This is a genomic window from Pseudomonas sp. GXZC (assembly GCF_026967615.1).
Classification (GTDB): domain Bacteria; phylum Pseudomonadota; class Gammaproteobacteria; order Pseudomonadales; family Pseudomonadaceae; genus Aquipseudomonas; species Aquipseudomonas azotoformans_A.
This window is the reverse complement of sequence record NZ_CP114115.1, coordinates 5,685,159-5,697,923: the sequence shown is the minus strand read 5'-3', so window position 1 is coordinate 5,697,923 and position 12,765 is coordinate 5,685,159. Positions and strand designations below refer to the sequence as shown.

Genomic DNA, 12,765 nt, shown 5'->3' with positions numbered 1-12,765 from the left:
CTTGCGCAGCTTCACCTTAACCCGTGCTTGATGAACACAATCACTTCGTCCGGCGGCGCCCGAAGGGCTCCAGAGCCGGTGGTACACTCGACTTTCGCGCAACTGCGCCTGCAGGTCTTGCGAACATGACGCAAATTTCCGAACGCCTTCTGGTTCAAGCCCACCTCGACGCCAAGCAGCCCAAGGTCCTCAGCGCTGCTGAAGAGGCGAGCCTGCGTACCGCCATCGCCGCCGAGCTCAAGGCTCAAGACGCGGTGCTGGTTGCCCACTTCTACTGTGACCCGGTGATCCAGGCCCTGGCCGAAGAAACCGGCGGCTGCGTCTCCGACTCCCTGGAAATGGCTCGCTTCGGCGCTGCCCACCCGGCCAAGACCGTATTGGTCGCCGGCGTGCGTTTCATGGGCGAGACCGCCAAGATCCTCACCCCCGAAAAACGCATCCTCATGCCCACCCTGGAAGCCACGTGTTCCCTGGACCTGGGTTGCCCGGTGGAGGAATTTTCGGCGTTCTGCGACCAACATCCCGAGCGCACCGTGGTGGTGTACGCCAACACCTCGGCGGCGGTCAAAGCCCGGGCGGATTGGGTGGTGACATCGAGTTGCGCATTGGAAATCGTCGAAAGCCTGATGGACAACGGCGAGACGATTATCTGGGGCCCGGACAAGCACCTGGGCACCTACATCCAGCGCCAGACCGGTGCCGACATGCTGCTGTGGGACGGTGCCTGCATCGTCCACGAAGAGTTCAAGTCCAAGCAGCTTGAGGACATGAAGGCGCTGTACCCGGATGCAGCGATTTTGGTGCACCCAGAGTCGCCGACCTCGGTGATCGAACTGGCAGACGCCGTAGGTTCGACCAGCCAGTTGATTGCGGCTGCCCAGCGCCTGCCGAACAAGACCTTCATCGTTGCCACCGACCGCGGCATTTTCTACAAAATGCAGCAGCTGTGTCCGGATAAGGTTTTTGTCGAGGCGCCTACCGCTGGCAATGGCGCGGCGTGCCGCAGTTGCGCACATTGCCCGTGGATGGCGATGAACACGCTGGAGCGCACGCTGCAGTGCCTGCGCGAGGGCAGCAACGAGATCTTCGTCGAGCCATCAGTGATCCCGCAGGCCGTGCGCCCGCTCAAGCGCATGCTCGATTTCACTCAGGCTGCCCGCCTGAAACTGGCCGGCAACGCCTGAGTCATTACTTTTTCTGTTTGGGGATGCGAACCAGCTGGCTGTCGGAATAGATGTCATGCCAGCTGCGTTTGCGCTTATCAACCAGCGACCAGATAAACCCCATCCCCACGCACAACCACGACGCAATCGATACCACAAAGCGCAACAGCGCCTGCCACAGGCTGATCCGTGAGCCATCGGCGTTCTGCACGCGCACGCCCCACACCTGCATGCCCAGGGTCTGCCCGGAATGGGTCCAGAACTTGGCGAAAAAACCGAACAGCACGAACAGCAGAATCGTCGACAGCAACGGGTCGCCGTCCAGCGCGCCGGATTCGGTGAGGGTACGCATTTTCGCTTCACCGACAAACGCGATCCAGATCAGCTTGTAGACGAACGCGGTAACGATCAGCAGGGCAGTGCACAACAGAAAGTCATAGAACATCGCTGCCAGGCGACGGCCCAGGCCAACGGCGGGAAATTCGCCTTGAGGGCTCAGCAGGGGTTTTGACATGGCAGGGCTCTCTTGTGAAAAAAGCCATTTTACGAGCAAACGCACATAAAAAAGCCCCTGATGTCACCATCAGGGGCTTTTTGTCGCAGGAGGGATCAACCTTCCGCTTGTACTTCGTCAGCCTGCATGCCTTTTTGGCCTTGCACAGCAACGAACGTCACTTTCTGGCCTTCTTTCAGGCTCTTGAAGCCGTTGCCCTGAATAGCGCGGAAATGCACGAACAGATCCGGACCGCTTTCTGGAGTGATAAAACCAAACCCTTTCTCGTCGTTAAACCACTTGACGGTACCGCTCTGACGTTCAGCCATTTTCTTATTTCCTTGACGCTAAAAATTAATGACAGCCCCTTTCGCAGGAAAGAGTACTGGGCTGGGTTGCAGGAAAGTAAGAGACGTCGAACGGGTTGTAGCTAAGTTTGGCTACTGCCCAGGTCCAGGTTCCAAGCGACCCATGCAAACACAGTGGGCAAACTCTACGCCAACTAATAGAGAAAAAACAAGCCCTGCCAAAAGCCCAGGTTTTGCTGGGGCTTATGACACTTGGGTGAATGTTGTGGATCCGACTTATTCGATAGAATCGGTCACTTGTTATAGCTTGATCCCTATAAAAAAGACTATCGAGAGTGCACTGTTTTATGGCGATTGCGTTACAAATTAGTGCGCGTTAACGCAATCGCGTTACTTATAGAAACAGTCAATCAACCACGGTAGTAACGTTGTGGCACAAATGGCATTTTACTTACACGTAGTGGCACCTTTTTCCCACGTACCAACGCAGAGACTTCGGTATCCAGTGCGGTGAAGGCGCTGTCCAGGTAACCCATGGCCAGCGGGCCGCCGAGGGTCGGACCGAAACCGCCGCTGCACACACTGCCGATCACGGTGCCGTCGGCGTCGACGATTTCTGCGCCTTCACGCACCGGCGTGCGTTCTTGCGGCAACAGGCCTACACGTTTGCGGCTCACACCGGTTTGCTGCTGGGTGAAGATCTTGTCGGCACCCGGGAAGCCGCCGGCACGGGCGCCGTCGGCACGACGGGCCTTGGAGATCGCCCACAGCAGGCTGGCTTCGATCGGTGTGATGTCGGTGTTCATGTCGTGGCCGTACAGGCACAGGCCGGCTTCCAGGCGCAGCGAGTCGCGGGCGCCCAGGCCGATGGCCTGTACTTCGGTCTCGGCCAGCAGGCTGCGCGCGAGGCTTTCGGCATTGGCGGCGGGCACTGAGATTTCAAAGCCGTCTTCGCCGGTGTAGCCCGAGCGGCTGACGTAGCAGTCCACGCCCAGCAGGCGCAGCGTGGCGAACTGCATGAAGGTCATCTGGGTGACTTCCGGTGCCAGGCGCGCCAGTACCTTCACCGCCGAAGGGCCTTGCAGGGCCAGCAACGCACGTTCTTCGAACAGCGGCTCAATGGTGCACTGGTCGCCGATATGCTGGCGCAGGTGGGCCAGGTCCTGGTCCTTGCAGGCGGCGTTGACCACCAGGAACAGTTCGTCGTTACCCAGGTTGGCCACCATCAGGTCATCGAGAATACCGCCCTGGTCGTTGGTGAACATCGCGTAGCGCTGCATGCCCACCGGCAGGTCGATGATGTCGACCGGCACCAGGGTTTCCAGGGCCTTGGCGGCATTGGCGCCGGTGAGGCGGATCTGGCCCATGTGGGACACGTCGAACAGCCCGGCCTGATCACGGGTGTGCAGGTGTTCCTTCATCACGCCCAACGGGTATTGCACCGGCATGTCGTAGCCGGCGAAGGGCACCATGCGCGCGCCCAGTTCGATGTGCAGGGCGTGCAGAGGGGTTTTCAACAGGGTTTCGGTGGACATATTCAGCTCCTGAAAAACGTGCTGGCGCGCCGTTAGGCGTCAGCACTCGATAATGTTGACCGCCAAACCGCCACGGGCGGTTTCCTTGTATTTGCTTTTCATGTCGGCGCCGGTCTGGCGCATGGTGCGGATGACCTTGTCGAGGGACACAAAGTGCTGCCCATCGCCGCGCAAGGCCATGCGCACCGCATTGATCGCCTTGACCGAGCCCATCGCATTGCGCTCGATGCACGGCACCTGCACCAGCCCGCCAATCGGGTCGCAGGTCAGGCCGAGGTTGTGCTCCATGCCGATCTCGGCAGCGTTTTCCACCTGGGAAACGCTGCCACCCAACACTTCGCACAACGCCCCGGCCGCCATGGAACAGGCCACGCCGACCTCGCCCTGGCAGCCGACTTCGGCGCCGGAGATCGACGCGTTTTCCTTGTACAGAATGCCGATGGCAGCGGCGGTGAGCAGAAAACGCACCACACCGTCTTCGTTCGCGCCGGGGATAAAGCGCATGTAGTAATGCAGCACCGCCGGCACGATGCCCGCCGCGCCGTTGGTGGGCGCCGTGACCACGCGGCCGCCGTTGGCGTTTTCTTCATTGACGGCCAGGGCGTAAAGGTTGACCCAGTCGAGTACCGACAGTGGGTCGCGCAGCGCCGACTCCGGATGCTTGCACAGCTGGCGATGCAGGGCCGCGGCGCGCCGCTTGACCTTCAAGCCGCCGGGCAAAATCCCTTCGTTGCGACAGCCCGCATCCACACAGTCCTGCATCACCTGCCAGATCTTCAGCAGCCCGGCGCGGGTTTCCGCTTCAGGGCGCCAGGCGCTCTCATTGGTCAGCATCACCTGGCTGATGGACAACCCGTAGGTGGTGCAATGGCCGAGGAGGTCTTTGGCATGCTTGAAGGGGAAGGTCAGCGGTGTGGCATCCTCGACAATCCGGTCGGCGCCGGCGGCGTCCTCATCCACCACAAACCCACCACCGACCGAGTAGTACTCGCGGCTGCGGATCTGGATAGTGGCGGCGTCGAAGGCACGGAAAATCATGCCGTTGGGATGGTAGGCGAGGGGTTTGCGAATCATCGCCAAGTGTTCTTTCTCGTTGAACGCAATGCTGTGTTCGCCGAGCAGGTTCAGGCAGCCGTCCTTGCGCATCTGCGCCAGGCGGGTGGCCACGGTTTCGGTATTCACGGTGTCCGGGTGTTCGCCTTCCAGGCCCAGCAGCACGGCCTTGTCGCTGCCGTGGCCTTTACCGGTGGCGCCCAGCGATCCGTACAGTTCCACCTTGATGCTGGTGGTGGCGCTCAGCAGGTCGTCACGCTTGAGGCCCTCGACGAACCGAGCGGCGGCACGCATCGGGCCAACGGTGTGGGAACTGGAGGGGCCGATGCCAATCTTGAACAGGTCGAACACGCTAAGGGACATGGTTGTTCTCCGGTTTCTTATTATTGGGCGAGAATCTTGTGGTTGAACTCGGTCAATGTGGGAGCCGGGCTTGCCCGCGATAGCGGTCGGTCAGGCAACATTTATGTCTCTGATACACCGCTATCGCAGGCAAGCCAGCTCCCACATTTTTACCGTGTTCCTTCAGTCAGATCAGGCGTAGCTCTCGATCGACGGGCAAGCGCACACAAGGTTGCGATCACCAAACACGTTGTCCACCCGCCCAACCGGCGGCCAGTACTTGCCTTCGATCAACGACGGCACCGGGTACACCGCCTGCTCGCGGGTGTACGGGTGCGTCCACTCACTCACCAATTCAGCGGCGGTGTGCGGCGCGTTTTTCAGTGGGTTGTCGTCCTTGTCCAAGGTGCCGTTTTCCACCGCGCGGATTTCTTCGCGGATGGCGATCATGGCGTTGCAGAAGCGGTCCAGTTCTTCCTTGGATTCACTTTCGGTCGGCTCGATCATCAAGGTGCCGGCCACCGGGAACGACATGGTCGGCGCATGGAAGCCGAAGTCGATCAGGCGCTTGGCCACGTCGTCTACGCTGATGCCGCTGCTGTCTTTGAGGGGGCGCAGATCCAGGATGCATTCGTGCGCCACCAGGCCGTTGCTGCCGGTGTAGAGCACGGGGTAGTGCTCTTCCAGGCGACGGGAGATGTAGTTGGCATTCAGGATCGCTAGCTGCGACGCGCGCTTGAGGCCCGCACCGCCCATCATGCTGATGTACATCCAGGTGATCGGCAGAATGCTCGCGCTGCCGAATGGCGCCGCACACACCGCGCCTTCCTTGCGTTCCATGGCCGCGTGGCCGGGCAGGAACGGCGTGAGGTGCGACTTGACGCCAATCGGGCCGACGCCTGGGCCACCACCGCCGTGAGGGATGCAGAAGGTCTTGTGCAGGTTCAGGTGGGAAACGTCGCCGCCGAACTTGCCCGGTGCGCACAGGCCGACCATGGCGTTCATGTTGGCGCCGTCGATGTATACCTGGCCGCCGTTGTCGTGAATGATGCCGCAGATTTCGCGGATGCCTTCTTCGAACACGCCGTGGGTGGACGGGTAGGTGATCATCAGCGCGGCCAGGTGGTCACGGTGCTCGATGGCCTTGGCGCGCAGGTCTTCGATGTCGACGTTGCCGCGTGCATCGCACGCAGTCACGACCACGCGCATGCCCGCCATGTTGGCGGTGGCCGGGTTGGTGCCGTGAGCGGACGATGGGATCAGGCAGATGTCGCGGCGCTCGTCGCCACGGCTCTGGTGATAGGCACGGATGGCCAAGAGGCCTGCGTACTCGCCCTGGGAACCGGCGTTCGGCTGCAGGGAGATCGCGTCGTAACCGGTGGCGGCGCAGAGCATGGCTTCCAGGTCGGAGGTCAGCTCCAGGTAGCCGGCGCTTTGTTCGGCCGGGGCGAACGGGTGCAGGGCGCCGAACTCGGCCCAGGTCACCGGGATCATTTCGCTGGCGGCGTTGAGCTTCATGGTGCACGAGCCCAGCGGGATCATGGTGCGGTCCAGCGCCAGGTCCTTGTCGGCCAGCTTGCGCAGGTAGCGCATCAGCTCGGTTTCGGAGTGATAACGGTTGAAGACCGGGTGGCTGAGGACGGGCGACTGGCGCAGCAGGGCGGCTGGCAGCGTGTTTTCCGTCTGGGCGAAAGCGGGCAGGGCCTTGCCGTCGGCAAAGATCGCCCACAGGGTTTCGATATCGGCCTGGGTGGTGGTTTCGTCCACCGACACACCAAGACGCTCACCATCCACCACACGCAGGTTGATGCGCTGGGCGCGGGCCTTGTCGTGCAGCGCGGCAGTGTTTGCGCCGGTATTGAGGGTGATGGTGTCGAAGAAGTGTTCCTGCTCGACCTTCAAGCCCAGGGCGGTCAGGCCCTTGGCCAGGATCGCGGTCAGCTGGTGCACACGCTGGGCAATCTGGGTCAGGCCTTTGGGGCCGTGGTACACGGCGTACATGCTGGCGATGTTGGCCAGCAGCACCTGGGCGGTGCAGATGTTCGACGTTGCTTTCTCGCGGCGGATATGTTGCTCGCGGGTCTGCATGGCCAGGCGCAGGGCCGGCTTGCCGAAACGGTCAACGGACACACCGACCAGACGGCCCGGCATGTCGCGTTTGAACGCATCCTTGGTGGAGAAATACGCCGCGTGCGGGCCACCAAAGCCCAGCGGCACGCCGAAGCGTTGCGCGCTGCCGATGGCCACGTCGGCGCCGAACTCACCCGGAGGGGCCAGCAGGGTCAGTGCCAGCAGGTCGGCGGCCACGGCCACCAGGGCATTGGCGGCGTGGAAGCGCTCGGTCAGTGCGCGGTAGTCGAACACATCACCGTTGCTGGCTGGGTATTGCAGCAGGGCGCCGAAGAACGGGCTGACGTCGCTCAGTTCGCGTTCATCGCCCACCACCACGTCGATGCCCAAGGGCTCGGCACGGGTGCGCAGCACGTCGAGGGTTTGCGGGTGGCTGTGGATCGAGGCGAAGAAGGCGTTGCTGCCCTTGTTCTTGCTCAGGCGCTTGCAGAAGGTCATGGCTTCGGCGGCGGCGGTGGCTTCGTCGAGCAAGGAGGCGTTGGCAATCGGCAGGCCGGTGAGGTCGCTGATCAGGGTCTGGAAGTTCAGCAGTGCTTCCAGGCGGCCTTGGGAAATCTCGGGTTGATACGGGGTGTAGGCGGTGTACCAGGCCGGGTTTTCCAGCAGGTTGCGCAGGATCGGCGACGGCGTGTGGCAGTTGTAGTAACCCTGGCCGATGTAGGTCTTGAACAGTTGGTTCTTGCCGGCGATGGCCTTGATCTTGGCCAGTGCGTCGGCTTCGCTCAGACCGTCTTCCAGGCCGAGCACGCTGGTGCCCTTGATGCTTTCCGGGATCACGCTGGCGCTCAGCGCTTCCAGGGAGTCGAAGCCCAGGCTGGCGAGCATCTGCTGCTCATCTTCCTGGCGCGGGCCAATGTGGCGGGCGATGAATTCGTTGGCGGTGCTGATGTTGATCGACATGGCGCGCTCCTCAGGCTTCAGCGTTGGCTTTGATCAGGCGGTCGTACGCGTCCTGATCCAACAGTTTAGCGACCGCACCGGCATCGGCCGGTTTAAAGCGGAAGAACCAACCTTCGCCCATCGGGTCTTCGTTGACCAGCTCCGGGCTGCCATCCAATTTGTCGTTCACTTCAAGGACTTCACCGTCCAAAGGCATGTACACGCCGCTGGCCGCTTTGACCGACTCAACGGTGGACGCCTCGGCGCCCTTGTCATAGGCCTGCAACTCCGGCAGTTGCACGAAAACCACATCACCCAGCGCGTTCTGCGCGAAAGCGGTGATACCCACGGTGACGCTGCCGTCAGCTTCGGCGCGCAGCCATTCGTGATCTTCAGTGAAACGCAACTCGCTCATGGAAACTCCTCAAGGCCAGATTCGTCTGGTGGACGGGATTGGAATAATGGGGAGTTGCTTAGCAATATCGCGGCCAATCTTATTTAATCGTTATAAATCAATGAGTTAATAAAATTGGTTATAGCGTTATGCATTATGGCTGTAGCGATTTCGCTACAGCTGGGCGCAGGAAAAAAAGCCTATGTGGATCAAAGCCTTGCATGGCGCGCAAAAAACAGGGTTGTAGCGATATCGTTACGCTGTAGCGCTTTCAGTACAGCCGATGTCGTTCTCAGACCTTATTCGGGATGCCGTACTTGCGCAGCCGATGGGCAATCGCCGTGTGCGAGGTCTGCAACCGGCTGGCCAGTTGGCGCGTCGAAGGGTAGCTGGTGTATAGCGTTTCCAGCAGGTTGCGCTCGAAGTCTTCCACCGCCTGTTCGAGGCTGTCGATTTCACCGTCGCTCTGGCGCGCCACTGACGTGCCGGCGATATCCAGGTCGCCAATGTCCACCAGGCTGCTTTCGCAGATGGCGGCGGCGCGGAAGATCACGTTCTGCAGTTGCCGAACGTTGCCCGGCCAGCGGTTGCCCAGCAGCGCCGGGTACGTGCCGGGTGCCAGGCGGCACACCGGACGCTGGATCTGCGCACAGGCCTGCTGCATGAAATAACGGGCCAGCAACAGGATGTCCTGGCCGCGTGCGCGCAATGGCGGCACTTCCACGTTGAGCACGTTGAGGCGATAGAACAGGTCTTCGCGAAAGGTGCCTTCGCTGACCATTTTTTCCAGATCGCGGTGGGTGGCGCTGAGGATGCGCACATTGACCTTCACTTCACGGTCACCGCCCACGCGGCGGAAGCTGCCGTCGTTGAGAAACCGCAGCAGCTTGGCCTGCAAGTACGGCGACATCTCACCGATCTCATCCAGAAACACCGTGCCCTGGTTGGCCAACTCCATCAGCCCCGGCTTGCCGCCGCGTTGCGCGCCGGTAAAGGCGCCCGGTGCATAACCGAACAACTCGCTTTCCGCGAGGTTCTCCGGCAGCGCCGCGCAGTTCAAGGCCAGGAACGGCGCACTGTGGCGCGCACTGATGGCATGACAGGCCCGCGCCACCAGCTCTTTGCCGGTGCCGGTTTCGCCCTGGATCAACAACGGGGCATCCAACGCCGCTACCCGCTGGGCGCGGGCCTTGAGCGTGCGGATGACCGGGGATTCACCGAGCAGCGCGTCAAAGCCTTCGGCATGGTCATGGTGCAGCGCCGACAGCTGTTCGCCGATGCGGTTGGGTTGGTAGAGGGTGAGCAGGGCGCCGGCGTCGGTGATCGGCGTGGCGTCCAGCAGCAGGGTCTGGCCGTTGACGCTGATCTCGCGCAGCGGCAAGCGAAAGCCTTGCTCCAGCAAAGTGTCGAGCAGCTTCGGGTCATTGAACAGTTCGCTGATGCTTTCGCCCGCCGGCTCGCGACCATACAAGGCGATCAGCGCCGGGTTGGCCAGCAGGATCTTGCCCGCGCTGTCCAGCGCCAGCACCGGGTCGGTCATGGCGGCCAACAGGGCGTCGAGTTGCAGGTGGCGACGTTGGCCGGGGAGGATGTCCACCACGGTCACCGCTTGCACGCCCTGCACGCTGAAGAGGGCGTCGCGCAGTTCTTCGAGTACTTCGGCGCTCAGGGTCGGCGCGTCGATGTAGACGTTGGGCGGCACCATCTCCACCGCATCCAGGTTGAGATTGCGCCCACCGAGCAGGGCCAGGACTTCCTGGGTAATGCCGACGCGGTCGATGAAGCTGACGTGGATACGCATGGGGCGCTAACAATTCTGGGGAGCGAGAGGCGGCAAGTATGCCTGACAGGCGATGCAGATCAAAAAATGTGGGAGCTGGCTTGCCTGCGATAGCGTACTTTCAGTCAATACATCGGGTGACTGAACCACCGCTATCGCAGGCAAGCCAGCTCCCACAGGGGGAGTTGCGGTGTTCCTACTCCAAGTGTTCGGGCTTGACCGGATCACCCGGCTTCACATCCAACTGATGCCGCACATCCTCGAACATCAAGTCGTACTGCTTGTGCATCGCGCCGTTCAACACGGCGATCTTCGGCATGCCGTACTTCTGCGCAATGTTCATCGCGTGCCGCGCAAAGTCGAACGCCTGGTCCTTGGGCAGGAAGAACTCTTCCTTGAGGTCCTTGCCCTGCACCGAGCCATGCAGCTTGAACAGCATGCCCTTGCCTTCCTTTGGATCCTGGCTGACTTCGTAGTCGATACACAGGTTGTAGCTGTAGTCCTGCGCATTCAGCGCGTGGCGTTCAACGTGCAAGTGACCCGGTTCAAAGGTGGCCATAGGCGTCTCTCCTCTACTTCACAGATAGGTGATGCCAGGTTTTGCCGTGCTGATGCGCGTACCGGCGCTGCCCTGGACGATGGCTTCGATGTCCGAGAGTGAACCGATGACGGCGGTTTTGCCAGTCTGGCGGGCGAACTCGCAGGCAGCTTGTACCTTGGGCCCCATGGAACCGGCAGCGAAGCCGAGTTTTTCCATTTCGTCGGGGTGGGCCTGGCCGATGGCCTTCTGGGTCGGTTTGCCGAAGTCGATAAAAGCCGCGTTGACGTCGGTGGCGATCACCAGCAAATCGGCGTCCAACTGCGACGCCAGCAGCGACGAACACAGGTCCTTGTCGATCACCGCTTCGATGCCTTTGAGCTTGCCGTCCTCGCCATACATGGTCGGGATGCCGCCGCCCCCCGCGCAGATCACGATGCTGCTTTTTTCCAGCAGCCACTTGATCGGGCGGATTTCAAAGATACGTTTAGGGCGCGGGCTGGCGACCACACGACGGTACTTGTCGCCGTCCGGCGCAATGGCCCAGCCTTTTTCGGCGGCGAGTTTCTCCGCTTCGGCCTTGGAGTACACCGGACCGATGGGCTTGGTCGGGTTCTTGAAAGCCGGGTCCTTGGCGTCCACTTCGACCTGGGTGAGCAGGGTGGCGAAGGGCACTTCGAAGTCCAGCAGGTTGCCCAGTTCCTGTTCGATGATGTAGCCGATCATGCCTTCGGTCTCGGCGCCGAGCACGTCCAGCGGGTACGGCGAGACCTGGGTGTAGGCCGCCGCCTGCAACGACAGCAGGCCGACTTGCGGGCCATTGCCGTGAGCGATCACCAGCTCGTTGCCGGGGTGGATCTTGGCGATCTGTTCGGTGGCGATTCGGATATTGGCGCGTTGGTTGTCCGCAGTCATGGGTTCACCACGGCGGAGCAGGGCGTTACCGCCCAGTGCAACGACGATACGCATAGCGTCTGTCCTTCTGAAAATTCAAATGAAGGAACACAGTCAATGTGGGAGCTGGCTTGCCTGCGATGGCATCACCCTGGTCTGCCTGACAGACCGAGGTGTCTGCATCGCGGGCAAGCCCGGCTCCCACATTGACTGTGTTGTGCCTTAGAGGTCAGCCAGGGTCGACACCAGGATCGCCTTGATGGTGTGCATGCGGTTTTCCGCCTGCTCGAAGGCGATGCAGGCCGGCGACTCGAACACGTCGTCTGTCACTTCAATGCCATTGGCCAGGTGCGGATACTGCTCGGCAATCTGCTTGCCGACCTTGGTATCGCTGTTGTGAAACGCCGGCAGGCAGTGCATGAACTTGGTGCGTGGGTTGCCGGTGGCTTTCATCAGATCGGCGTTCACTTGGTAGGGCAGCAGTTGTTCGATGCGCTCGGCCCAGGCTTCCACGGGCTCACCCATCGATACCCACACGTCGGTGTGGATGAAGTCCACGCCTTTGACCGCGGCTTTCGGGTCTTCGGTGAGGGTGATGCGCGCGCCGCTTTCTTCTGCGTATTGCTTGCAGCGGCCGACCAGGTCATCGTGGGGCCACAGGGCTTTAGGCGCGCAGATACGCACGTCCATGCCGAGCTTGGCGCCCACCAGCAGCAGCGAGTTGCCCATGTTGTTGCGGGCATCGCCAAGGTACGCGTAGCTGATCTCGTGGATCGGCTTATCGGCGTGTTCGCGCATGGTCAGCACGTCGGCGATCATCTGGGTCGGGTGATATTCATCAGTCAGGCCGTTGAACACCGGCACGCCGGCAAACTTGGCCAGCTCTTCGACGATCTCCTGCTTGAAGCCTCGGTATTCGATGGCGTCATACATGCGCCCGAGTACGCGGGCGGTGTCCTTCATGCTTTCCTTGTGGCCGATCTGCGAGGAGCCCGGGTCGATGTAGGTGACGTTGGCGCCCTGGTCATAGGCGGCTACTTCGAAGGCGCAGCGGGTGCGGGTGGAGGTTTTTTCGAAGATCAGCGCGATGTTGTTGCCTTTGAGGTGTTGCTGTTCGGTGCCGGTGTACTTGGCGCGCTTGAGGTCGCGGGACAGGTCCAGCAGGTAGCGCAGCTCGCGCGGAGTGTGGTGTTCCAGGCTGAGCAGGCTGCGGTTGTGAATGTTGAACGCCATGATGATTCTCCTTGGATTCGGTG

General features: G+C 61.4%; 11 protein-coding genes. 1 reads left to right on the top strand and 10 read right to left on the bottom strand.

Features of this window, described 5'->3' with window-relative positions; genetic code table 11:
* The first annotated feature begins 125 nt into the window (after positions 1-125).
* On the top strand, positions 126-1,184 hold the full coding sequence (gene nadA / locus OZ428_RS26930) for a quinolinate synthase NadA (protein ID WP_269131867.1): 1,059 nt from the start codon (positions 126-128) through the stop codon (positions 1,182-1,184).
* Between the two features lie 4 nt (positions 1,185-1,188).
* On the opposite strand, the gene OZ428_RS26925 is transcribed toward nadA, so the two are convergent.
* The 10 genes from OZ428_RS26925 to OZ428_RS26880 form a co-directional block, all read right to left on the bottom strand.
* Complete coding sequence (locus tag OZ428_RS26925; protein ID WP_269131866.1) at positions 1,189-1,677, bottom strand: RDD family protein; 489 nt, start codon at positions 1,675-1,677, stop codon at positions 1,189-1,191.
* Positions 1,678-1,772: 95 nt separating this feature from the next.
* A complete protein-coding gene (locus OZ428_RS26920; protein WP_003365337.1) occupies positions 1,773-1,985 on the bottom strand; it encodes a cold-shock protein in 213 nt (70 codons plus the stop codon).
* 389 nt (positions 1,986-2,374) lie between these two features.
* Positions 2,375-3,499: a glycine cleavage system aminomethyltransferase GcvT gene (gcvT, locus tag OZ428_RS26915; RefSeq protein WP_269131865.1), complete on the bottom strand. Its 1,125-nt coding sequence runs from the start codon at positions 3,497-3,499 to the stop codon at positions 2,375-2,377.
* Positions 3,500-3,538: 39 nt separating this feature from the next.
* Positions 3,539-4,915: an L-serine ammonia-lyase gene (locus tag OZ428_RS26910; protein WP_033896361.1), complete on the bottom strand. Its 1,377-nt coding sequence runs from the start codon at positions 4,913-4,915 to the stop codon at positions 3,539-3,541.
* Between the two features lie 171 nt (positions 4,916-5,086).
* Positions 5,087-7,924: an aminomethyl-transferring glycine dehydrogenase gene (gcvP, locus tag OZ428_RS26905; RefSeq protein WP_269131864.1), complete on the bottom strand. Its 2,838-nt coding sequence runs from the start codon at positions 7,922-7,924 to the stop codon at positions 5,087-5,089.
* 10 nt (positions 7,925-7,934) lie between these two features.
* Positions 7,935-8,318, bottom strand: a complete 384-nt coding sequence (gcvH, locus tag OZ428_RS26900) for a glycine cleavage system protein GcvH (RefSeq protein ID WP_010208126.1) — start codon at positions 8,316-8,318, stop codon at positions 7,935-7,937.
* 271 nt (positions 8,319-8,589) lie between these two features.
* Entirely contained in the window at positions 8,590-10,098 is a 1,509-nt protein-coding gene (locus OZ428_RS26895) for a sigma-54-dependent transcriptional regulator (RefSeq protein ID WP_016975437.1), read from the bottom strand.
* A 175-nt stretch (positions 10,099-10,273) separates the two neighbouring features.
* The gene (locus OZ428_RS26890; RefSeq protein ID WP_016975436.1) at positions 10,274-10,636 is read right to left on the bottom strand and encodes a DUF5064 family protein; all 363 of its coding nucleotides are present in this window, start codon (positions 10,634-10,636) and stop codon (positions 10,274-10,276) included.
* Positions 10,637-10,654: 18 nt separating this feature from the next.
* Positions 10,655-11,584, bottom strand: a complete 930-nt coding sequence (arcC, locus tag OZ428_RS26885) for a carbamate kinase (RefSeq protein WP_177004775.1) — start codon at positions 11,582-11,584, stop codon at positions 10,655-10,657.
* 147 nt (positions 11,585-11,731) lie between these two features.
* Entirely contained in the window at positions 11,732-12,742 is a 1,011-nt protein-coding gene (locus OZ428_RS26880) for an ornithine carbamoyltransferase (RefSeq protein ID WP_269131863.1), read from the bottom strand.
* Between the last annotated feature and the right edge of the window lie 23 nt (positions 12,743-12,765).